This is a genomic window from Paraflavitalea soli, assembly GCF_003555545.1.
Taxonomy (GTDB): domain Bacteria; phylum Bacteroidota; class Bacteroidia; order Chitinophagales; family Chitinophagaceae; genus Paraflavitalea; species Paraflavitalea soli.
On the sequence record NZ_CP032157.1, the window covers coordinates 2,016,716 to 2,040,473 of the forward strand.

Below are 23,758 nucleotides of genomic sequence, written 5' to 3' on the forward strand. Positions count from 1 at the left end.
ATGAAGATCCAGGTCAAAACCGCTTTGCTCTTTACCCTGGTCACAGCAGGCATCATCCTTTTCCTCAGCCTGGCTGTATATTATTTCGCCAGCCGTTTTACCTTCAACGACTTTCTCAAAAGACTGGAACTGCGGGCGAAGATCGCCGCCCGCATACATTTTGAGAATGATGAGACTTCCACCGCTGCCTTCAGCGAACTACGCAAAGAATACCTGACGGCACTGCCCCGGGAAAAAGTATACATCCTCAGCTACGATAGCATCGCCCGGAAACTCACCGATCACGCCGGCCTTACCCTGCCCGAAAACTTTTACCAGGCAGTTATCCTGCAGAATGGCAAGACTGCTTTTACCACCATCAGGCGTGTGGAATATGCCGGCATTTTGTACCACAATGAAACCGGCCATCAAACTATTGTCATCAGTTCTGCCGTCAACGAATACGGCGATCAGGTATTGAAGAATCTAAGAAAAGTATTGATAATCACATTTATTGCAGGGGTTATCACCGTATTTACCGTAGGCCTTTTCTTTTCCCGCAGGATTTTCGCACCGGTAAGGCGCATCACCGAACGGGTAGAAGATATCAGTGCCCACAACCTGCACCTGCGGCTGCAGGAGGGGAGTGGTAAGGATGAGATTACTGCCCTGGCCCAGACCTTCAACAACATGCTCGACCGACTGGAAACATCCTTTGAGACCCAGAACAATTTCGTGAGCAACGCCTCCCATGAGTTACGCACTCCGCTTACCACTATAATAGGGGAGGCCGAAATTGCCCTGTCCAGGGAGCGGCCCGAAAAGGAATACCGGCAATCCCTCCAGGTCATATTACAGGAGGCCGTCCGGCTGCAGCACCTCACCGCCAGTTTGCTCAAACTGGCCCAATCCGGTTTTGATGGCCAGAAGCAGGAGTGGGGGATCGTCCGGATGGATGAACTGCTGCTCAACGTCAAAAGAACTGTTGATGAAATTGAGCCCAACAACCGCGTCAGGATCAGCCTCCACCTGCCCGAAGATGAGCGCTTAACAACAGTCAAAGGCAATGATCACCTGCTTAATCTGGCTTTAACTAATATTGTATTAAACGGCTGTAAATACTCTGATAATAAATCAGTTTTACTTTCATTAGTCACCTCCGAAAACAAGATCATCATCGCGATCGTGGATGAGGGGATAGGTATTCCTGCCGCCGAAATAAAGTACATTTTTGACCCATTCTTCCGGGCCTCCAATACCTTTCATTATGAGGGATATGGTATTGGCCTTCCCCTGACCCACACCATTATACGCCTCCACAAGGGCGATATCAGGATCCAGTCGCAGGTAGGAAAAGGGACAACTGTGGTGGTTTCCTTACCAGCTGTAGCCTAAGCGAATAGCGTTCAAATTGATTATGTTAAATACATTTTCCACTTAAAGAGTGGGTCGCTTTCCAAAAGCGGCTCACCCGGAGGTAGAGAAACCTTACACTCTTATCGTATTCTTATTTCATTTATCATATTCTAATTATCATCTCACAGGCTTCTAATCCACTGCTTAGATCACCCTAATGGGCGCACCTGAATTTTGTATCCGATAAACAATTATTGATACAAAAAAGAAACCATGAGAAATGTATTGATCCCTACAGATTTTTCAGTAGCCTCCCTGGAACTGGCTGATAAAACAGCCCAGTCATTGGAAGGAGAGTCACTCAACATCATCCTGTTCCATGCATTTGAGATCCCGTTCTTTGTGAGCGATGTATTTGATATCCGGGGGAAATTGCCTTATGCCGACCTCGTGACAGAGGCTTTCCGCAATGCCTGCAAAAGGGTAAAGCTGCAGCATCCAAAAACCATCCGCAGCATCGTCATCCGCCACCAGTACGGCAATACAGCAGCCGTATTCAGGAATTTTGTGGATGCCAACGAGATCGACCTGATCGTATGCCCGGACTTCTATGTTTACCAGTCCGTACACAGCGGCAGCGTAAACCCGGTTCCTTTATTCCAGAAAGGCGGCGTGCCGCTGATGAAGGAGTTCAAACCAAAAAGGAAACTGGTCGAAGAAGAACCAGTACAAGAGCAGACGCCCGTACAAAAGCCAGCGGCTGCCGGAAAGAGAATTCCAGAAACATTACTTACCAAAGATCATCATTATGCTGTTAAAGAAGAATATCCCGCTGCGATACATATTCGGCAAAATACAGTATGAGTTGCTCGTCATCCTGCTGTACACCACGCTCATAGCCGTTTTGCATGAGACCAACCGGGTGCTGCCCATTTCCATACCCCTGGCAATTCCGGCCTTACTGGGTACCGTGATCTCCCTCTTGTTGGGATTCCGGAGCAACCAGGCCTACGACCGGTGGTGGGAAGCCCGTCATATCTGGGGCTCCATTGTCAACGAATCGCGTACCCTGGCCCGGCAAATACTCACTTTTACAGATACCGGAGAACAGGGCGATGATGTACATCTTTTCCGGGAACGGATGATCCGTCGCCAGATAGCCTGGTGTTACAGCCTGGGGCAGAACCTGCGCGGTACGCCGGCCACCACAGGGCTCGACAAATACCTAGGCAAACGAGAACTGGAGGCCGTGAGCCAATATAGCAACGTGCCGGCGGCGATGCTCGAGCAGCATGGCCGTGACCTGAAAAGGGCCCTGGAAAACGGGTGGGTGAATCGTTACCAGCAGGTAGAGCTCGACAGAACGATCACCAGGCTGTGCGATGCCATGGGCAAATGTGAGCGCATTAAGAATACCGTATTTCCCAGCACCTACAGCTTGTACATCCATTTTTCGCTGTTGTTGTTCATCGCCTTGCTGCCGTTTGGCGTGATCGAGTATTTCGGCTTCTTGGAGATCCCGCTGGTCATGGCCGTATCTGCCTCATTTTTGCTGATCGAGAAAATGGCTATCCATTTACAGGATCCGTTCGAGAACAAACCCACCGATACACCCATGACGACCATCGCCCGGAACATCGAAAAAGACCTGCGTCAGATGCTCCGCGACCAGGAATTCCTGGAATACGAAAAGCCGGCCAGGGCGTACTACGTGCTGTAAAATGAAAGAAGAAACCGGTAGGAGCTTATGGGTTCTGGTTTCGCCTGCGGGCTTCCAGTTCGCCGTCGCGTTTGCCAGCCCGGTAACCGAGGTGGTAACGCTGCCGTGCGTTCTGTTGCCGATAAAAAAAGATGCTGAATACCTGTGCAGTTTAAAGCCTTCAGCATCTTATATAATCCAAGCGCAGGCTGGTTTTGAGCCGTTTTGAGGCTAATAAACCAGCTTGCGCTTTCTTCTTATAATTAACCTTATGTTAAATAGCAATTTAAACTAAAAATCTACCCCATTTCCCCACTGTACGATTTGCCAACATCATTAATCCCGTCCGAAGGATTGGCCGCTTGAGGGCAACAAAAAAGGCAAAGCGGAGACTTTGCCTGATCAAAATGTTTACGGTATAATATTTCCAGTCGGTTGAATCGTTTCCAAACTCCATACCCACGCCCCTAAGCCGGAGAATCAGAAAGCGATGGCGTCGCTTCCAGGTCTGCATGGCTCTTATCATGAATGTCCTTATACACCCTCAATTCACCTGATTTCTCGCCACTCCGGTACCCCATCCAATACGTAAAGCACGGCACGGTGATAAGAATGAACACAATTAGCAGCAAATCGTTGTAAGTAGTCATTACGCACGTTGATTTAAAGGTTAGGAATCTGCTTAAAAATAAAAAAAACCCTCGTAATAACGAGGGTTTCCTTATATATTCTTTAGCAAGTTCCCCCAATTCGCAACCCTGTTTCAGGTTACGGGAGGTGCTTGTTTAGTGCTTCCGGTCTACGTTGTTGAACTTTTCCGTGTAAACGGTCGTTTTATCCTGCAGTTTCTTGATCTCAGCCTCATATTGCTTTACTTCAGCGGTAGCCTTTTTGGTTTCAGCGGCATTACGCTTGGTTTCCAGCTGGCTGGTCTTCTCTTCGTTGATGGTGATCAACAGGTCAAGCGCATTCTTCAGGATCTCCTTGTCGTCCATTTTCAGTTTAGCCTGTTTGTCGAGCAACTCATCCACCTTCTCAAAATATGGAGTGGCTTCATCAAATTTCTTGATTACTTCCTGACGAAGCTCTTCTTTCTTCTTCAGTTGATCTGGTGTAAGCTTGGTGCCGCCTTGTGGACGGATGGCTTTGTTCTCTGTATTGATATCCACGCCCTGGTTGTACAGGATCTGTCCCATTACCATATTGGCATTGGCATAATCGGGTTTCTTTTCCAGCGTGCGTTTCATCATTTCAGCAGCACGGCTGATCAGCTCTTTTGAATTGGCCGGACGCTTGGTCACGTCTTCCTGGTAACCTTCTTTGTACAGCTCAACAGCATAGTTGAACAGGAAAATATGGTTATCGGGATTCTCTTTGATCACCTCTTCATATTTCTTGAACAGGTCTGCTTTTGTGCCCTTATCACTCAGCATTTCGAGGTCAAAGCCAGTCCAGAACTGATCCTGGGGATAAACTTCTTTACCCAATGCAGAGAACTTTTGGGCAGTAGCGATATCATTCTTTTGACGGTAATGATCAGCCAACCATTTGTAGATCTCCACAAAACCTTCGCTCTTACATTTGGCTTCTGCTATTTTGGAATAATAGATGGCTGCTTCATCGAGTTTGCTGGCTTTCTCTGCAGAGATACCCGCATACAAAGTAGTGGTCGTATCCAGCTTCATAGGAACGATACCTCTTTCGGCCAGTACATCAAATACTTCGAGAGTCTTCTTGAAGTTGGTCAGGGCATCATTATAATTGCCGGCATTGTAGAAAGCAGCGCCATCTTTAGAATAACCGCTGTATACATCTACCAGAGGCTGATTGCCATCAAAGGTCAGTAACAGGTATCGCTTGGCAGCATCTTTTTCCTTTCCTTCCAGTTCCAGGTACTTTTTGAGGGCCGCGAAAGCAGTTTCTCTTGCATCGGGCACAGAACCTTTCAGGCTGGAATCCTTATTGATAGCCAGGTAGATCTTGGCCTTTTGGTAATAGGGTTCTGAAAGGGCCTGGTTCTTTTCAATCGCTAATACCCCATCTATTTCGGTTTTTGCTTCAGTTAGTTTCTTTTTACCGAGTAGATCTTTGGCCTTGTCCAGTTTCTGCGCATACAAGCCAAAACCTGTGGCGGCCAGCAATACGGTCAGCAATACCTTTTTCATTGTTTGCTTATTAGTTTAAAGTGATAGTTGGTTTTATTATGGGTTCTCTGTATTGTCTCCAGATGCAGTTTCAGCGTCACCGGTTGCCTCTTCATCACCATTTAATCCTTCCGCAGAGCCATCAGCCGGGCCTTCTGCAGGCACTTCTGTTGTTTCTCCTGCTTCCGGCACGATAGCTGTGATCCCGGCAGTTTCCTCTTCGTCCTCATCCAGTTTGGTGATGGCGGCGATCTCGTCCCCATCATTCACCCGGATCAGTTTCACACCCTGGGTAGCCCGGCCCTGTTCGCTCACACCTTTGATCGGCATCCGGATGGTAACACCACTTTTACAGGTGATCATCAGGTCTTCCTGCTCCGTCACATCCAGTATGCCTACCAGCGGACCGGTCTTATCCGTAACAGTGATGGTCTTTACACCTTTACCGCCGCGGTTGGTGATCCGGTATTCATCGATCGGCGTACGTTTGCCGTACCCTTTTTCGCTGACCACCAGCACCGTGCGCGTTTTGTCTTCCTTGCCGACACATATCATGCCAATCACTTCATCATTCGCATCTTCTACTTCAATACCGCCCACACCAATGGCGCCGCGGCCGGTAGCTCTTACTTTTTCTTCGGGGAAACGGATAGCGCGGCCGCTTTTCACAGCCAGCATGATCTCGCAGTTGCCATCGGTCATCTTGGCTTCCAGCAGTTCATCACCTTCCTGGATCGTGATGGCGTTGACGCCTGTTTTACGGGGATTGCTGAAATCTTCCAGCTCGGTTTTCTTGAGTACACCTTTCTTGGTGCAAAGTACAATATTATGACTCTTCACAAAGTCTTTGTCTTCGAGGTCTTTTACGTCGATGATCGCACGCACTTTATCATCCGGCGGCAGCTGGATCATGTTCTGGATGGCCCTTCCCTTGCTGGTCTTTTCGCCTTCGGGGATCTGGTATACATTGAGCCAGAAACAGCGGCCCTTTTCAGTAAAGAACAGCATCGTATGGTGGGTGGAAGCCACAAAAAGGTGCTCGATATAGTCTTCCTCCCTTGTCTTTCCACCGATCACGCCACGGCCGCCTCTTTTCTGCGCACGGTATTCGTTGGCAGAAGTGCGTTTGATATATCCCAGGTGAGAGATGGTGATCACCACATCTTCTTCCTTGATCAGGTCTTTGATGCTTACTTCATCATCGAGGTAAGTGATCTCTGATTTACGGGCATCCCCATACTTATCCTTGATCTCGAGCAGTTCGGTCTTGATCACATCATACCGCATGCCCTCATTACCCAGCAATTCCTGCAGGTAAGCGATCAGCTTCATCAGTTCATCATATTCTTCCTTGATCTTCTCACGCTCCATGCCGGTTAAGCGTTGGAGACGTAATTCCAGGATGGCTTTGGCTTGAATTTCATCCAGGCCCCAGCCTGCATTCACCAGGTTTTCTTTCGCTACTTCAGGAGTGGCAGAAGCACGGATCATAGCGATCACCTCATCGAGGTGATCCAGGGCTATCAGGTAACCCTGCAGGATATGTGCTTTCTTCTGTGCTTCTTTCAGTTCAAACTCGGTACGGCGGATCACCACTTCATGACGGAACTCTACAAACTCGGAGATCATATCCCGTACACTCAGGATCCTCGGGCGGCCTTTTACCAGGGCCACATTGTTGATACCGTAAGAAGTTTGTAATTCAGTGTATTTGTACAGTTGGTTGATCACCACATTGGCAATGGCATCCCTTTTTAGGTCTACCACGATGCGGGTACCTTCCTTTTCGTTCGATTCGTTGTTGACGTGCGCAATGCCTTCCACGATCTTCTCATTGACCAATTGGCCAATGCGGTCGCACAAAGCATCCCGGTTTACCTGGTAAGGCACTTCCGTGATAATGATCTGCTCACGGCCACTGGGCTTGGCATCCAGCATAACCCGGCCACGCAGCACTACCCGGCCACGACCGGTAGCCATACCAGCTTTCACGCCTTCCATACCGTAGATGATACCACCGGTTGGGAAGTCGGGCGCTTTAACATAAGCCATCATTTCTTCTATGGAAATATCGCGCTTGTCAATGTAGGCAACACAACCGTCGATCACCTCCGAAAGGTTGTGCGGCATAATGTTGGTGGCCATACCTACCGCAATACCGCTGGACCCGTTGAGCAACAGGTTGGGAATGCGGGAAGGCAATACAGTAGGTTCTTTGAGGGAGTCATCGAAGTTGAGCTGAAAATCGACCGTTTCCTTGTCGATATCTTCCAGCATGGCTTCCGCCATCTTTTCAAGACGCACCTCCGTATAACGCATGGCCGCCGGTCCGTCACCATCCTGGCTACCGAAGTTACCCTGACTATCTACCAGCGTATAGCGCATGCTCCATTCCTGCGCCATACGCACCATGGCGTCGTAAACGGAACTATCACCGTGCGGGTGGTATTTACCGAGTACGTCCCCTACGATACGGGCAGACTTTTTAAACGGCTTATTGTGCGTAACACCCATTTCATTCATCGCAAACAGGATGCGCCGGTGTACCGGCTTCAATCCATCCCGTACGTCGGGTAAGGCACGTCCTACAATGACCGACATGGAATAGTCGATGTAGGCCGTTTTCATCTGCTCTTCAATGTTCACTGGAACGATCCTGTTCTGATCGTTCGTTTCTGATGGTGTGAGATTCTCTTCCATAGCTGTATTTAGCTGATTTTATCCATTTTATGTCCGTCGGGATGACAGATCGTGATGGGTGGCAAATCTACCCTATTTAGCCCGTAAAACCCGTTAATAAAAAGTGTTTTTTGACCTCACTTTTCCACGATTGTGGAGAATAACAATTCCCTGAATACGAAAGCCTTCGGGATCATTTCACCGCCACGATCTGTACCCTCCATTCCGGTCCGCTGCTGATGTGAAAGGAATCTGCAAAACTCCGCATATTCAGCGCCAGCGAAAAGTTCATCAGGCTGTTCATATACCCCAATGCCTGCCCTTCCGGAACGGCCCCAAAAGTATTGACCACTGGCACCCGCCCGTTGAATAAAAACACCCCTCCCCTGCTGATAAGTACATCTACTTTTTTATCAGCTGATAGCTGTAACTTATTGAAAATCGAATCATTAATATTTGTCCAAACATTCCCGTACTGTATGTCCAATACAGGTATGCTACCCATCAGGGTATCCCCTTTCAGCACCGGTTGCTGGTAGGCGATCTTCACGACAGTGTCCGGCAACAGCTTTCCAACCTCTTCAAAACTGATCACCCCGGCTGCCAGGCGGGCGCCGGTATAAGCATATACATCCCGGCCATGAAAAGTGTAGGAAGCCTGGGAGCTTTTTCTTCTATTTAATGCTTCATTGATCTCTCTTACTGAATCTATACCAATAGATTCTGCTATTAATGTAAGGGTACCATTATCAGGCGTTACAAAGTATTGCCCATTGCGTGTTTTTGCCACCACCGACTTCCTGCTGGTGCCTACTCCGGGATCGACCACGGAAACAAACACGGTACCCGCCGGCCAGTAAGGCGCCGCCTGCTGTAGCCTGTAGGCCGCTTCCCAGATATTATAAGCCGGTATTTCGTGGGTTAGGTCATAGAGCTTCAGATCGGGGTCCACGCCCGTAGCCACCCCTTTCATGGCACTTACAGCACCATCCTTCAAACCAAAGTCACTTTGAAATACAACTACCCCTTTGTTGGATGGAGGGGTTTGCCGGCAGGCAGTAAAGCCGGCCAGGCATAGCAATAAGGTCCATTGAGTAAGTTTCATAATCTTGTCTATCTTGTAGCTGATGCCGGCTACCTGCTAATTTCCGGCCAATTTTTCCCGCACCTGGTAGTAGCGGGGAATTGTAAATGTACTAAAGATGACCCCCAAAAACGCCGCCGCCGGCAGCTGGCCGCGTTCCAACCCTTAGCAAGTGCGCTTTAACCTCCCATCTTAAGCAAACCTTAAGCTAACCTCAACCGGCACTAAACTCTTTTGGGTAAAAAAACAATCTTGCGTAGTTTCCACTAACCACCTATTCATTAATATATTAATTTCACGCCCAAAGCATGTTCACTTGAAGCTGTTGAAATCCTCTTTTTGGTTACACTCGATCTTTTATACCCTATTACAACGTTTTTCCCTCTTCTTTTTTGGAGCCGTTTCCTTCATGGTATTGGTGCGGGGTTTCTCCAAGCAACCACATGGCGTGGAAACCAATGGCGTTTGGGCCATGTACCTCACCATTATGGCTTTGTTTGAAACCATCAAACAAGGGTTGTTGCGCAATCCCACCATTAAGTTCCTGGGCTTAACAGAATACGCCGGGAAGAAAAAGGAAGTGCAGTCCTCTGCCCTGGTCATCAATGTTGGTTGTTCCGTACTGGCGATCCTTTTATTCACAGTTGGTGGCGCCTGGTTGTCACATGTTTTTAAAATGCCCGACCTGATCGATATGCTGGCCTGGAGCGCCCTGTTTGTCGTGCTGCTCGTTCCCTATAACCATTACGAAATATTACTGCAGGCGCATTACCAGTTTTCGAAGATATTCTGGGCTTACTTCATCCGCCAGGGCATCTTTTTTACCGGTGTTATCCTCCTCAGCTTTGTCTTCAGTGAATACCTTACCCTGCGCAACCTCGTATTGCTGCAGATCGGGGCCTTGCTGGCAGGTACAGCGGTCTTATACAGGGCTACCGCCCCTTATCGACTGCGCGGTTTTCATTATGATACCCATATCATGCGCAGGATGTTCCATTTCGGCAAATACATTTTCGGCACCAACCTCTTTTCCAACCTGGCCCGGACTTTCGATCACTTTGTAACCGCTTCACTCCTGAGCCCCGCCATGGGCGCCAAGTTCGTATCCTACTACAACATTGTAGGCCGGATCAACAACATGATCGATGTGCCCTCCCTCGCAGCTGCCGATGTATTGTTTCCCAAAAATGTGGAAACACTCGAAACGGATGGACTGGGCAAAGTAAAATACTACCTCGAACGCATGATGGGCACCATACTCGCCCTGATCGTGCCCCTCTCGTTGTTCATATTCCTGTTCCCCAAATTGATCATCTACATATTGGCCGGATCAGACTACCAGGAAGCTGTTCCCATCCTGCAACTGACCATTATGTTCAGCCTGGTGAGGCCCCTGGGTTTCCAGTTTGGCTCTACCATGGATGCCATTGGCAAACCCCAGGCTAATTTCTATGTGAGCGTTTGCCTCATGTTGTTCAACCTGGGCGCTACTTATGCCGGCTTGTACTTCTTTGAAGGGATGGGCGCCGCCTATGCAACCGTGGCATTCAATATCGTATCAGCTTTTGTATTGCTGGCCATCCTCAAAAAGTATGTAAAAGTGGAGGTGCGGAATATTGGTAAATACATGCTCCAAGCCTATAAAGACCTGTTTGGCTTTGCCCGCAAAAAACTGATCAAGCCCAGTGGATCTTAAAAGCGCCATACTCGAAAAGCATTCCAAAGAACAGACCGACAAGATCGTGCGCTATGTAGGGCACGACAAAACGCGGTTCAATGCACTGATGAAGATATTCCTGGAAGGCGATAAACTGTTGCAGCAAAGGGCAGGCTGGCCTTTGAGTTATTGTGCGCAGGCCCACCCGGCATTGGCACAGCCCCACCTGGGCAAGCTATTGAAATTGCTGGAAAGAAAAGATGTACACAATGCAGTGACCCGCAATATTGTGCGCCTGTTGCAGGATGTAACCATCCCTCCACGTTACCAGGGCCAGGTAATGAATATTTGTTTTGATTTTATTGCCGACCCGCAACAACTGGCTGCTGTCAAAGCATTTTCTTTGACCATCCTGGAACACCTGGCAGACAGCTACCCCGATATTATTCCTGAATTGAAGCTGATCATTGAAGAACGCTGGCCGCAAGAGACACCCGCTTTTCACTCCCGCGCCCGGAAGATCCTGAAAAAATATAAATAAAGGTAATAGGATTTAGCCATTAGCATTTAGCTAATACCTAAAAGCTAACACCTAATTCCTGTTTTTACATTTTAAATGCATAGATCATACCCATATCCTTGATGGTGTGCGTAGGCCTTGGGAACACAACACTGGCAAAACCATTGGCGGTAAGCAATTTTTCCAATGGTTCATACCCCTTGAAATGCCATTCGATGATGATCACTTTGATCTTAGGCAGCAATCCACTTCCATCCAGTTTTTCCAGTATCTCATATTCCGCTCCCTCACAATCCAGTTTGAGGAACAATTCTTCAGACGGATGATTGGTGAATATTTCCTGTACAACTTCCTGGATATCCCTGATCTGTACAGTAACGGTTTTAACGGCATCCGTATCCAGGTGCTGCAGTACAAAATCGGTGGTACTCTTGGTGGCGCTGTCCACATTGCTGAGCGGGATCACCAGGTCGGAGGTACTGCCTCCGGCGCCCAGGTTATACGGTACTATTTTATGGTTGATGGCGGGATTGAGGTTAAAATTGGCAACGGCGGCATCATACGTTTCTTTGAATGGCTCAAAGCCGTACACTTTTTGTACGTTACTCATATGGGCAAAATATAGGGAAGCCACGCCCACATTCATGCCTACGTCGCATACCACCAGGCTTTTATTGTAATGCAGGCTATACAGCCCTTCAATAAAAAGCTCGCTGGCCACATAGTAGTTTTCGAAGGAATCGACCTTCACCCTTACCCCGTCCCAGGTAATGTAAACCTCTTTACCTGCGGTATCGATCTTTACCTGGTCGTGGTTAACGATGGTCAGCAGCAGGTCGAAGCTGGATTTGCAGGGTGCGATCTGGTCGATGGTAAAAGCCTGTCCGGTCTTATTGATCACAATTTTGCCATCCTTGACAGATATCTCCTGTATTCTATCCAGGGGGAAGCCATCTTTGGCCAGAAAATGAGCGATGGACCAGTTCTTGAACTTGAGAAAAAAATACAACAGGTAAAGGGACTTAACGAGCTTTTTCATGGTAAGTTATTATTAATACAGGGTAGGAAATCGGAGAAAGCTCTTCGATAGGTATGTGGAAGGCTGCCCAAGATAAGGAATTAAACCTTTAATTAAATGGGTAATATGGTTGCGTTGGCCAGGCAGCTATATAAAAATCATGATTTATCGATTATCTTTCCGCCGCGTATTAAGCGGAAAACTATTATGAAGATCGCATTTACAACCTGCACCAATAGCTGGGTGCCCTTTGCCAGGGTGGTAGGCAAAACCCTATTGGAGCACAATCCCGACTATCAATATTATATCTGTATTACCGATAAAAAGGAAGCCGACATGGACCCTTTTTATGAAGGATTCAACATCGTGCCCTGCGATCAGATCGGCATGGAAGGGCTGGACGACATGGTACTGCGGTATGGGATCAATATCAAAAATGCCCTGAAGCCATTTTACCTTGAATATTTCTCCAAAAAGTTCCCGGAAGCAGAACATATCTTTTTCATCGATCCGGATATGATGATCTTTGATAAACTGACGGAAATAGAACGGCTGCACCGGGAGTCGGACATATTGATATTTCCGCACCTGCTAAAGCCCCAGCCTTTTGATGGTAAGCACCCCAATGAGATCTCCTACCTCTCCACCGGTACTTATAACCTGGGATTGATCTCCATCAAAGTGAATGAAAATACCATGCGTTTTATTGAGTGGTGGCGGGAAAGGCTACGCGAATACTGCTATTTCGATTGGAAAGCCGGCCTGTTCTCCGACCAGAAATGGATCAACCTGGCGCCGGTATTCTTTGATAAGGTAGCCAATGTAAAACACCCCGGCTACAATATCGGTTACTGGAACCTGCATGAGAGGACCTGCACCAGAGAAAACGGAAAAGTGATGGTGAACAAGGAGTTTCCCCTGGTGATCTACCACTTCAGTAATATCAATATCCGCAACCATAAATTATTCGATACCCAACAAAACAGGTATACGGAAGCCGATGTGCCGCTGTTGATGGAATTGTTTGAGCAATATCGTTCACTATCGTTGGCCGAAGGGTATGAAAAAACAATCGGCAAACCCTGTTATTATGCCCAGGTGCATGCTGCTTATCACAGGGCAGAGAGCCGTAAAACCCTAAAAGGAAGGATCAAGCTATGGGTGAAAGCCAATTTCCCCAAGAGCTTCCGGGCAAAGCTGAAGAAAACCATGTCGGGATTTATGGAAGGATAGGAAAAGCGGCGAGCTCCCAGCTACGAGCCATTGCTGTCCGGTAAAAAATCAGACTGGTAAATATTTCCCTGATATTTGGGGCTTACAGGGCAAAAATGAACGTTTTAGTATTTGCAGGCCCCCTATGTGTCAAACAACAGGGGCCTTTGTTTTCTATGCTTAGGTGCTTTAGCCTTCGTAAAAGTGACTTCTCCGGTGATCGAAGAAAGGATTTAAGGTCCATGTAGGTCATCAGGTTTATCCGTACAAGGGCAACCATATTTGAGAATGACATAGCAGATCTGCAGCCCTGTCTGATCACCTTTAAAAGCAGGTCCGCTATCAAGACGCACCATATTTGTATCTTAATGGCATTAGCATTATCGCCCAGAAAATACTGTAAAGGATAATTTTGCTTGATCCGCTTGAAGAACGTTTCGATTTGCCAGCGCTGGCGGTAATAGTTGGCAATGGTCAATGGATCCAGCTCTGTATTGTTAGTGAGGAACTGATATTGTTTTTGGGTGCCGGGATCTATATAAGTGATCAATCGGGCGGGGACCTGCACAGCCTTTTTTAAGTAGGTGTATCCCAGCATGATCAAATGATCATCCTGAACACCCAACTGTTGCTGATCGACACTTACCAGCCGTTGCTCAAGCACCTGGTAAACTGAACGACTGTATAGACGGGTGACGAAGGTCACTTCATCGCCGATAAAGCGGTTGTAGGTCCGATAATCACAATATCCCTTATCAAAAACTATTACTGATCCTTTGGCAAGCTGTACCTCTTTAAGGAAGGTAACATCGCTTTGGGCAGCAGGACTATAACGGATCATTACAGGGGTGTCCCGCTCACTATGCAACAGTGTATGAACTTTGATACCTCCTTTACGTCTGCCATCCTTGCAGGACAGACCGGATGCCTTTAATATCTCCTGAAACAGCGCAATGCTGGTTGAATCAAAAATATAAAGGTTACCCTGCTTGTTTTGCTGCCGGCTGTCCGGTAAAATACGCTCATAGCGAGCCAGCAGATCGAAGTAGATCTTTTCAAATACCTTCTCACTACGTCGTTTATTGGCGTCAGAAAGCGTGCTTCTGCGGGGATGGGCCTTCAGACCCAGATGACAAATGCGTTGTTCCCAGGCTAACAGGCCGGTAGTCACCTCGCGTAATGAATCACAGCGATTTAAAATCGCGTACAGCATGGTCACCAGGTGCTCATAGGTCCCGAATGATTTACAATAACGATCGGCATTACAGGAGCGGCCAAGTGCCTTCACTCGTCCACGGGATATGTGAGAAAGAATCTGATTAAAGATCGGCTGTCCGGTAAAAAAATTACCTTTACTCATCGGTTATTTTTTGGTGTGGTAACTTAAAAATACCGACGGGAGGCTGAAAAGCCTCTTTTTTATGTCTAACTCGTACCTTTTACCGGACACTAATGGCTACGAGCCGCGAGCTGTCGAAAACGATACACATATCGGTTTCGACGCAAACGGTTTTAGCTCGTTGCTCACAGCTTATTTTTTCGGTAGTACATAGGTCTGTACATCCTCTTTTACGATCGTTTTGCCCGACAGGATGATCAGCCGTTCCACTACATTGCGGAGTTCGCGGATATTACCCGTCCAGTTATGTTCTTTCAGGGCATCAAGCGCATCCTTGTCAATCGCTTTTTTGGCAATGCCATAATCGGCACAGATATCACCCAGGAATTTGTCCACCAATAAGGGAATATCATCCCGGCGGTCATTGAGCGATGGTACGTGGATAATGATCACACTTAAACGGTGGTATAGATCGAGCCGGAAATTCTTTTCATCTACTTCCTGCAGCAGGTCTTTATTGGTGGCAGCGATCACCCGTACATCCACACTGATGTCTTTGTCTCCCCCCACCCTGGTAATCTTTCCTTCCTGTAAGGCCCGCAGTACTTTGGCCTGCGCGCTCAGGCTCATATCGCCTATTTCATCGAGGAATAAAGTACCGCCATGGGCCTGTTCAAACTTACCAATACGTTGTTTTACCGCAGAGGTAAAGGAGCCTTTTTCATGACCAAACAGTTCGCTTTCGATGAGCTCGCTGGGAATGGCTGCACAGTTTACTTCGATCAGCGGACCTGTTACGCGGTTACTTTTTTCATGTACCCACCGGGCCACCAGTTCTTTACCCACTCCGTTTTCGCCGGTCACCAATATCCGGGCATCAGTAGGAGCCACTTTATCGATGGTTTCCTTGATGAGGGCGATCGGGCCCGACTCACCGATCATTTCCTCCACTTTGCTCACCTTGCGCTTCAGCACTTTGGTTTCCGCCACCAGGTTGGTTTTGTCCATGGCATTGCGGATAGTGATAAGCAGGCGGTTCAGATCGGGTGGTTTGGAGATATAATCATAGGCGCCCTTCTTAACGGCCTCCACAGCCGTTTCGATGGTGCCGTGACCGGAGATCATGATCACAGGTACATCCGGATTGGCTTCCCGGGCTTTATCCAGGAACTCAATACCGTCCAGTTTGGGCATTTTGATATCACACAATACCACATCGTAACTCTTTTCCTTGAATCGCTTCAAGCCCTCTTCCCCATCACCCGCTTCATCAATCTTGTACCCTTCATAGGAGAGGATTTCGCTCAGTGTTTTACGGATAGCCTTTTCGTCGTCGATAATTAATATGTTTGACATATGCTTAACAGTCTTTTGCTATGGAAAAATAGATCCTGTTCATCTCAGCTAACTAAACCCAAAAATAATGATATGTATTGACCGCAGGGCTGCTAATTTTTCTATCCTCCTGTCAATTATCCTGCCGTTTTTGAGCAGTTGCCAGGATATTGCCGGTCAGCCGGCCATAAAGTCAGTTGCCACGTCCCCCGCCATGCTCCACAAGGTATCGGATATCGCACTGCCAGCGGGCTATAGCCGAATAGATGGCCGCGACTCCTCTTTTGCCAGATGGCTTAGACAATTGCCCCTGAAAGCCGACAACAAAGTATATCTCTATAATGGGAATCTGAAAGTCAATCAGGCCGCCCAGTATGCCGTGCTGGACATACCCATTGGCAAAAAAGACCTGCAGCAATGTGCCGATGCCGTGATGCGCCTGCGGGCAGAATACTTCTACCGCCGGGGGCAGTTTGACCGGATCTGGTTTACTGATAACAACGGAAAGAAATACGCCTGTCCGGCAGGTGCAGACCAGGCCAGGTTTGAGAAATACCTGGAAAATGTATATGCCTGGTGCGGTACCCTTTCGCTGGAAAAGCAACTGAAGCGGGTGCCTTCATTTAGCGATATTCAGCCCGGTGATGTGTTGATCAAGGGAGGCTCACCCGGTCATGCAGTGATAGTGATGGATGTAGCGATCAATAAGACAGGCGGAAAGATCTACCTGCTGGCGCAAAGCTACATGCCAGCTCAAAGCATTCATATCTTAAAAAATCCCATAGATGAGGCATCAGGTCCCTGGTACAAAGCAGGCAATGAGCAGGTTATAGAAACACCGGAATGGAGCTTCACCCAACAGCAATTACGGCGTTGGTAGAAGAACTTCGTAAAAGTCCTATTGCAAAAGTTAACACAGACTATTACTTTAGTACCAGCATCATCCTTTGAAAAAACTATTATTTAATCCCAAAAAAGTGTCCCTATGAAGGCTCAGATCAATGTTCAGAACCCCTCTGTCAGCAAAACTGTTATGCGTTTAACTCTTTTAGGAGGTATTCTTTTAGCCGGTGTTTACGCTTTCCTAATGCTTTGTTCTTCCGCAATCAAAATTATCGAATAGGTCGGATGACCGTATAGCAAGCAAAAAAATGCCGGACCATAAGCCGGCATTTTGTCTTTTCATTATTTAATGTCAGGCTGAGCTTGTCGAAGCCCTGCAATGGGATCACCCTTCGATAAACTCAGGGTGACATGGTTTATCTCGTCACCTCTACCTCCAGCACGGTATCATACTCCTCTTTGGGGATGGCTTTTACATCTATCACTACATAGCTGTCGGCCAGCACCTGGTATTTAACCGGAGATTTGCCGGCAAAGGATTTAATAGACTTTATCTTATAAGGAAATTTCAGGAACAGTTTTTCTTCCGGTGCCTTCAATAAGTGCAGGTACACCGTATTGCCTTTCTCCGTTACCGCTCCCCAATCCTGCGGTGCTATTGCACCTCCTTTGGTACCGTAAATGGTTTCGCCATATTGCTTCAGCCATTGTCCCATGGCATTCAACCGTTCTGTAAACTCAGGCTGGATAACGCCATTGGGCATAGGCCCGATATTCAGTAAGAAATTAGCATTATGACCTGCAGCCTTTACCAGGTAATGGATCAGCGCCTTGTTGGATTTGTAATTGCGGTCGGTAATGTTGAAACCCCAGGAATCATTGATGGTCTCACAGGTTTCCAGTGGCAGTTTGGAAACCGAAGCGCCGCCAAAACCGGTGGTATTGCCACCCGGCAGGTCTTTTTCAAAAGCCTGGAAATCTTCGCCCGGTATAGGTGCCAGATGGTGGTTATTACTGATAAGGCATTGCGGTTGCAGGCGGTGGATGAGGCTGTAGATCTCATCATACTTCCAGTCGACCTTCGAGACGGCCGTTTTATTGTGGTCATTCTCCAGCTGGTCCCAATGGCCATCAAACCAAATGCCGGCCACTTCTCCGTAATTGGTGAGCAGTTCTGTCAGCTGGGCTTTCATGAAGTTGATATAGGAGGGCCAGTTACTTTTCTCAGTACGGCCGGTGCCTTTGCCCGTGCGGCCAGTCTCGTATTGGTAATCCGTGCGGTACCAGTCGAGCAGGGAATAGTAAAAGAACAGCTTTATACCTTGCCGGTGGCATTCATCGGCCATCTGTTTTACAACGTCCTTTCCATAGGGCGTACCCATGATGCTCCAGTCGGATTGTTTGGTATCCCATAAACTAAATCCATCGTGGTGACGGGTAATAAGCGTAATGTATTGCATCCCGGCAGCCTTCGCCGTGCTGACCCATGTCTTTGCATCAAAACTGATGGGATTGAAAATATTGATGAGGCGGCGGTATTCAGGTACCTGGATATTCCGCTGGTTCATCACCCACTCCCCATGACCCAATACGCTGGAAGCGCCCCAATGGATAAACATGCCAAAGCGGGCACTGTCGAACCACTTGCGGGAGTCCATGTTTTGAGGAGATGGCGTATAGGTGGATTGGCTGAAGCCGGTGAGCGACAGGAAAACGAACAGGAAAGCAATGGTTAGTCTGATCATAGTGAATTATTTGGAATACGAAAGATAATGATAAAGCCTTAACGGGATACGTATTCCGGAAACTTGCGCAATCGATTGGATTGGGAACAGGTGGGTGGGCAAAAAAAAAATCCCGGAGCACAAACTCCGGGATCAAATATTATAAGGAACCAGTTATTCGTCAGGCATTATTCACGATTGACGATTACCGATTCACCATCTTACTTCTGCAGGTACATTACTTCCTTCACCAGTTTCACCGTGCGGGGTACATCAGGTAAGGCAGCAGCTACCAGGTTGGGGGCATAGTGCAGCGGTGCATCGGCAGCCGTGATACGGCGGATCGGTGCATCGAGGTAATCAAATGCTTCCTTCTGAATGCGGTAAGCAATCTCAGAAGACACTGAACACATAGGCCACTGCTCTTCCACAATCACCAGGCGGTTGGTCTTCTTAACGCTTTCCACGATGGTATGCCAGTCGAGCGGGCGGATGGTGCGCAGGTCGATCACCTCAGCGCTGATACCTTCTTTTTCCAGTTCGGCAGCAGCACCCAGGGCTACTTTCATCATTTTATTATAAGAAACGATGGTCACATCGCGGCCTTGCCTTTTCACATCGGCCTTACCAATGGGGATCAGGTATTCGCCTTCAGGTACTTCACCCTTGTCGCCGTACATCACCTCACTTTCCATGAACATCACCGGGTCATTGTCGCGAATGGCGGATTTCATTAAACCTTTGGCATCGTAAGGATTGGAAGGAGATATTACTTTGATACCGGGAATGTTGGCATAATAGCTCTCAAAGGCGGTGGAGTGCTGGGCGCCCAATTGACCGGCAGAGCCGTTGGGACCACGAAAAACGATGGGACAACTGATTTGTCCACCGCTCATTGCCAGCATCTTAGAAGCTGTATTTAAAATTTGATCCAAGGCCAGTACAGCAAAGTTCCAGGTCATGAACTCCACGATCGGACGCAAGCCGTTCTGAGCAGCTCCTACCGCGATACCGGTAAAACCCAATTCAGCGATCGGGGTATCAATTATCCTTTTCGGGCCAAATTCGTCCAGCATACCCTGGCTAACCTTATAGGCGCCATTGTATTCTGCTACTTCTTCACCCATCAGGAATACATTAGGATCTCTTCTCATTTCTTCGCTCATCGCTTCGCGCAGCGCTTCACGAAATGCTATTAATCTTGCCATCCGGTTTTTTTGTTTAATTAATCTAAACTCCCGACTGCAATAAGTCCTCATCGGGCGACGCAAAATTATTGGTTGAGAGGCAGATAAACAAATTGGATTGTCCTCAGACCATCGCTTTTTGTCCATACGTCAAACGGATTTCCCCCGCCCATTCCCCCGTGCTAGGTTTGTGTAAACGATGGGAATACCATTAAAAACGTAATTTCCTATTCATGAACAGGCGCTGGAAATATCTTATTCCTCCTTTATATGGCTTGCTGATCTATGCGACCATCCGGCTCATCAATGATACCCTGGCAGATGACCGATTCTGGGAACGGCCACTACTACTGAATACCATTGAAATTGGCTTTACGATCCTAATGGGGTATCTCATATTCTATGCCATGCAATGGGTGTTCCGTCATTTCGATCCTTTCCTGGCGAAAGGCGCCACCACCAGTACCATACGGAAGGAATTGTTGTGGGTATTCATAGTAACAGAAGTGGGCGTCAACCTGGTCATGACACCCATGGTGGCTTTAACGGATGATGGGCTATCCTGGGGCGACTTTGCCATCATCAATGTTATCCCTCTCCTATATAACCTGATCTACTACGCGGTCGTACGCAGCAATAAACTGCTCAAAGCCTATATTGATAATAAGATACAGCTGGAAAAGATCACCAACGACCATTTGCAAACCGAATTGAAATTCCTGAAAGCACAATACCATCCCCATTTCCTGTTCAATGCCCTCAACACAGTATATTTCCAGATGGATGAAGATGTACAGGCAGCCAAGCGGAGCATTGAGAAGTTTTCGGGGCTGCTGCGCTACCAGCTGTATGACCAGCAGCAAACCGTACCGCTTAGCCAGGAAATACAATACCTCACCAATTTTATTGAGCTGCAGCAGGTGCGTACTTCTGAAAAACTACAGTTGAAGGTTAATTTTGACCCCGCACTCAATGGTCAGCAGGTGTATCCCCTGCTGTTATTGCCCATGGTGGAAAATGCCTTTAAATATGCAGGAGGACGCTACCACATCGATATTGTGGCCAGGCTGGATGGCAACAACCTGGTATTTACCGTCACCAATTCTATCCCGCTCAATATGCCCGTAAAAGTTGACAGCGGTATCGGGCTGGAGAACCTTAAAAGGAGACTGGAATTATTGTATTCCGGCAAAAGCAGTTTACAAACAGCCAAACAGGCCGATGAGTTTTGGGCCGAATTACAAATAAAACTGGATTAATGGCACGCAAAATAACCTGTATCATAACAGACGATGAACCGATGGCCCGGAAGGGACTTCAAGGCTATGTAGAAAAGATCGATTTCCTGCAGCTGGTAGGCCAATGCGAGGATGCCTTGCAGCTGAACACCCTCCTGAAACAACAACCCGTAGACCTGCTATTCCTCGATATTGAGATGCCTTATATTACAGGCATTGATTTTCTGCAACAAACGCCCCAGCCCCCCAAAGTGATCTTTACCACGGCTTATGAGCAATATGCCATTCGCGGATACGAGTTGGATGTGTTGGACTACCTCCTGAAGCCTGTTTCCTTCGACCGTTTCCTCAAAGCAGCCAACAAGGCCTTTGACTATTTCCAGCCCTCCCCCGCTGCCGAACAGGCGCATGTATTCATTAAAACCGATACCCGGCTGGAAAAGATCAGGTTTGCCGATATCCTGTTTGCCGAAGCCATGGAGAACTATGTAGCGATTTATACAGCCGATAAAAAATTCATCACCCATTCCACGCTGAAAGGCTTGCAGGAAAGCCTGCCCGGCAGTATGTTTATCCAGCCGCACAAGTCATACCTGGTCAATATGCAGGCCATTGGTGCAGTAGAAGGCAATATCCTGCATGTGGGCAGGTACCAGGTGCCGATCTCCAAATACCAGAAAGAAGAGGTAATGGAACGAATTGGATACAGGAAGTGAAAATGTTGTTTGTATGGATGAATCTGCGTTTAGTACAATTTTACCGGCAGTCACAAGTCTTTTCACGATTTTTATACAGTGAAGAACAGAGTAAGGTTACATAGTATTTTCTGGCTGGCTTACCTGGTGCATGAACTTGCCCTGGAATATGCCTGGTTCAATTCCTATTTTCCAAATGTAACTGTGGGAGAACGGTTATGGTTGGCTTTCCGCACCGTGTTGTGGCTGTTACCGGGAAAGGTGTTGTTTACTTATTTCCTGTTGTGGGCCGTTGGCCGGGCGGTCAACCGCAACCGGATCATACCATGGCTCATACCGGCCTCCATCCTGGCAATCGTATTATCGGTAGCTTTATACCGCCTCATATTATATTACTACCTGGTGCCCATCGTGCTTCACAATCCCTGGAGTGAAGGAGCGCTATGGAACCCGCGAAGGATACTCGGCCATTTTGTGGACATTGGTTTTGTAGCTGCCTGTGCGGTAGCCATGAAATTTCTCCGCATGAACTGGCTTAGCCGGATGCGGGAAAAGAAATTACTACAGGAAAAACTGGAAGCAGAGTTGAAGTTCCTGCGTACGCAAACCAATCCCCACTTCCTGTTCAATACGTTGAATAATATCTATGCGCTGGCCCGTAAAAAATCAGATAATACGGCCGATGTGGTGATGAAACTATCCAAGTTGCTGCGCTTTATGCTGTACGAATCACGCAAGGAACGTATTCCTGTGAGTGCCGAGATACGGATGATCGAAGATTACCTGGAACTGGAGAAAATACGGTACAACGAACGGCTCACCATTCAATTTGAAAAGGATATTGATGATTCGACACAGCAAATAGCCCCCTTATTGTTATTGCCATTCATTGAAAACGCCTTCAAACATGGGGCCAGCGAAACCAGGTTCGACTCATTTATCCATATTGGTGTTGGGCTGAAAGAAGGGCACTTAAAATTTTGTATTGAAAATTCAAAAGAAGAAAACGGCATAACAACGGTCACCGACAATATTGGTCTTAGCAATGTGAAACGCCAACTGGAACTGATGTACCAGGAACACACTTTGCAGGTTGATAACCAGAAAGACCGTTTTACTGTTCACCTTACTATTAATCTTAACAACGATGCAACGCTATCATTGCCTTATTATTGAAGATGAGCCCCTGGCGGCTGAAGTACTGCAGGATTATATACGGCAGGTACCTTTCCTCGAACTGAAAGGCGTGGCCAGCGATGCCATCTTTGCGATGGAATTAATGCAGCAACAAAAGATAGACCTGATCTTCCTGGACATTCACCTGCCCAAACTGAAGGGGTTTGATTTCATCCGCACGTTGAAACAGCCCCCTCACATTATCATCACCTCTGCCTACCATGAATATGCCTTGCAAGGGTATGAATACAATGTAGTGGATTACCTGCTGAAGCCGATTGAGTTTAGCCGCTTCCTGATGGCCGTTAACAAACTGAAACAGTCGCCCGTACCGGCTGTTAGCATTACCTCGCTGATGCCTGGACCAGAAAGAGCTTACCTGTTCTTTAATGTGAGCAAAAAGAAGGTGAAAGTGTACCTGGATGAAATATTATACATAGAAAGCCTGAAAGAGTACATCCGCATCTATACGAAAACTAAGAATATACTCACCAAGTTCCAGTTGGGACAGATTGAAGAGCTGCTGGCCAAAAACAATTTCCTGCGGATACACCGATCTTTCATTGTAGCAAAAGACAAGATCGAAGCATTTACGGCTACAGACGTAGAGATATCGGGAAAGCTGATCCCTATTGGCAGGAGCTACAAAGAACTGGTACAATCCATCCTGGAAAAGAGTGCGGGTTAGCCATGAAGGTCCGCTTCCCTGTTACGAAATGCAATTTCCACCGCACCAGTGACATACTGCGGCTGATACAACAGGCTCATGGGGTCTTTCCGTTCCCTGGTTGAATAGCCTGTCTTTGATGCAGCAAAACTGCCTGTAAACTTATCTATTATAGTAAGTATAGGGTGTTAATATACAAGTAAGCC

At 47.5% G+C, this 23,758-nt stretch carries 19 protein-coding genes; 11 read left to right on the top strand and 8 right to left on the bottom strand.

Translation table 11 applies throughout. The features are described 5' to 3' along the window. The 3 genes from D3H65_RS07400 (at position 1) to D3H65_RS07410 (ending at position 3,055) form a co-directional block, all read left to right on the top strand. Positions 1 to 1,374, top strand: a complete 1,374-nt coding sequence (locus D3H65_RS07400; protein WP_119049648.1) for a sensor histidine kinase — start codon at positions 1 to 3, stop codon at positions 1,372 to 1,374. A 234-nt stretch (positions 1,375 to 1,608) separates the two neighbouring features. Beyond that, positions 1,609 to 2,199, top strand: a complete 591-nt coding sequence (locus tag D3H65_RS32835) for an adenine nucleotide alpha hydrolase family protein (RefSeq protein WP_162915470.1) — start codon at positions 1,609 to 1,611, stop codon at positions 2,197 to 2,199. Beyond that, a complete protein-coding gene (locus D3H65_RS07410; protein WP_119049650.1) occupies positions 2,144 to 3,055 on the top strand; it encodes a bestrophin family protein in 912 nt (303 codons plus the stop codon). The genes D3H65_RS32835 and D3H65_RS07410 overlap by 56 nt, the downstream gene beginning before the upstream one ends. Before the next feature lie 764 nt (positions 3,056 to 3,819). Here D3H65_RS07410 and D3H65_RS07425 read toward each other — a convergent pair. From D3H65_RS07425 to D3H65_RS07435, 3 genes are all read right to left on the bottom strand, one after another. Continuing rightward, positions 3,820 to 5,199, bottom strand: a complete 1,380-nt coding sequence (locus D3H65_RS07425; RefSeq protein ID WP_119049653.1) for a hypothetical protein — start codon at positions 5,197 to 5,199, stop codon at positions 3,820 to 3,822. Positions 5,200 to 5,235: 36 nt separating this feature from the next. Beyond that, positions 5,236 to 7,878 carry a DNA gyrase subunit A gene (gene gyrA / locus D3H65_RS07430; RefSeq protein WP_119049654.1) on the bottom strand — a complete coding sequence of 881 codons (2,643 nt, stop codon included), beginning with the start codon at positions 7,876 to 7,878 and terminating at the stop codon, positions 5,236 to 5,238. A gap of 172 nt (positions 7,879 to 8,050) precedes the next feature. Next, positions 8,051 to 8,962 (bottom strand): SAM hydrolase/SAM-dependent halogenase family protein, encoded by a 912-nt coding sequence (locus D3H65_RS07435; RefSeq protein WP_119049655.1) that lies wholly within the window; start codon positions 8,960 to 8,962, stop codon positions 8,051 to 8,053. A gap of 295 nt (positions 8,963 to 9,257) precedes the next feature. Here D3H65_RS07435 and D3H65_RS07440 point away from each other — a divergent pair, with 295 nt between their 5' ends. Then, on the top strand, positions 9,258 to 10,637 hold the full coding sequence (locus D3H65_RS07440; RefSeq protein ID WP_119049656.1) for an oligosaccharide flippase family protein: 1,380 nt from the start codon (positions 9,258 to 9,260) through the stop codon (positions 10,635 to 10,637). Further along, positions 10,627 to 11,139 carry a hypothetical protein gene (locus tag D3H65_RS07445; RefSeq protein WP_119049657.1) on the top strand — a complete coding sequence of 171 codons (513 nt, stop codon included), beginning with the start codon at positions 10,627 to 10,629 and terminating at the stop codon, positions 11,137 to 11,139. Before D3H65_RS07440 ends, D3H65_RS07445 begins: the two co-directional genes overlap by 11 nt. Positions 11,140 to 11,203: 64 nt before the next feature. On the opposite strand, the gene D3H65_RS07450 is transcribed toward D3H65_RS07445, so the two are convergent. Then, a complete protein-coding gene (locus D3H65_RS07450; RefSeq protein WP_119049658.1) occupies positions 11,204 to 12,157 on the bottom strand; it encodes an FkbM family methyltransferase in 954 nt (317 codons plus the stop codon). A gap of 186 nt (positions 12,158 to 12,343) precedes the next feature. On the opposite strand from D3H65_RS07450, the gene D3H65_RS07455 reads away from it, so the two are divergent. Beyond that, positions 12,344 to 13,369, top strand: coding sequence for a glycosyltransferase family protein (locus D3H65_RS07455; protein ID WP_162915471.1), 1,026 nt, complete (start codon positions 12,344 to 12,346; stop codon positions 13,367 to 13,369). An 82-nt stretch (positions 13,370 to 13,451) separates the two neighbouring features. Here D3H65_RS07455 and D3H65_RS07460 read toward each other — a convergent pair whose 3' ends face one another. Together D3H65_RS07460 and D3H65_RS07465 are read right to left on the bottom strand one after the other, a co-directional pair. After that, entirely contained in the window at positions 13,452 to 14,708 is a 1,257-nt protein-coding gene (locus D3H65_RS07460) for an IS4 family transposase (protein WP_119049660.1), read from the bottom strand. A gap of 171 nt (positions 14,709 to 14,879) precedes the next feature. Further along, complete coding sequence (locus tag D3H65_RS07465; RefSeq protein ID WP_119049661.1) at positions 14,880 to 16,043, bottom strand: sigma-54-dependent transcriptional regulator; 1,164 nt, start codon at positions 16,041 to 16,043, stop codon at positions 14,880 to 14,882. A gap of 67 nt (positions 16,044 to 16,110) precedes the next feature. Here D3H65_RS07465 and D3H65_RS07470 point away from each other — a divergent pair, with 67 nt between their 5' ends. Continuing rightward, entirely contained in the window at positions 16,111 to 16,902 is a 792-nt protein-coding gene (locus tag D3H65_RS07470) for a DUF4846 domain-containing protein (RefSeq protein ID WP_119049662.1), read from the top strand. Between the two features lie 379 nt (positions 16,903 to 17,281). Here the strand turns inward: D3H65_RS07470 and D3H65_RS07475 are convergent, their stop codons facing one another. Both D3H65_RS07475 and D3H65_RS07480 read right to left on the bottom strand, forming a co-directional pair. Further along, the gene (locus D3H65_RS07475) at positions 17,282 to 18,610 is read right to left on the bottom strand and encodes an alpha-L-fucosidase (protein WP_119049663.1); all 1,329 of its coding nucleotides are present in this window, start codon (positions 18,608 to 18,610) and stop codon (positions 17,282 to 17,284) included. A gap of 200 nt (positions 18,611 to 18,810) precedes the next feature. Continuing rightward, the gene (locus D3H65_RS07480) at positions 18,811 to 19,923 is read right to left on the bottom strand and encodes a pyruvate dehydrogenase complex E1 component subunit beta (protein WP_317127756.1); all 1,113 of its coding nucleotides are present in this window, start codon (positions 19,921 to 19,923) and stop codon (positions 18,811 to 18,813) included. 86 nt (positions 19,924 to 20,009) lie between these two features. Here D3H65_RS07480 and D3H65_RS07485 point away from each other — a divergent pair, with 86 nt between their 5' ends. The 4 genes from D3H65_RS07485 to D3H65_RS07500 all read left to right on the top strand — a co-directional run bounded on the left by D3H65_RS07485 (position 20,010) and on the right by D3H65_RS07500 (position 23,573). After that, positions 20,010 to 21,035 (top strand): sensor histidine kinase, encoded by a 1,026-nt coding sequence (locus D3H65_RS07485; protein WP_119049665.1) that lies wholly within the window; start codon positions 20,010 to 20,012, stop codon positions 21,033 to 21,035. Next, positions 21,035 to 21,730, top strand: a complete 696-nt coding sequence (locus D3H65_RS07490) for a LytR/AlgR family response regulator transcription factor (protein ID WP_119049666.1) — start codon at positions 21,035 to 21,037, stop codon at positions 21,728 to 21,730. The genes D3H65_RS07485 and D3H65_RS07490 overlap by 1 nt, the downstream gene beginning before the upstream one ends. A gap of 78 nt (positions 21,731 to 21,808) precedes the next feature. Continuing rightward, positions 21,809 to 22,885 (top strand): sensor histidine kinase, encoded by a 1,077-nt coding sequence (locus D3H65_RS07495; RefSeq protein WP_119049667.1) that lies wholly within the window; start codon positions 21,809 to 21,811, stop codon positions 22,883 to 22,885. Further along, entirely contained in the window at positions 22,857 to 23,573 is a 717-nt protein-coding gene (locus D3H65_RS07500; protein ID WP_119049668.1) for a LytR/AlgR family response regulator transcription factor, read from the top strand. The genes D3H65_RS07495 and D3H65_RS07500 overlap by 29 nt, the downstream gene beginning before the upstream one ends. The last annotated feature ends 185 nt before the right edge of the window (positions 23,574 to 23,758 follow it).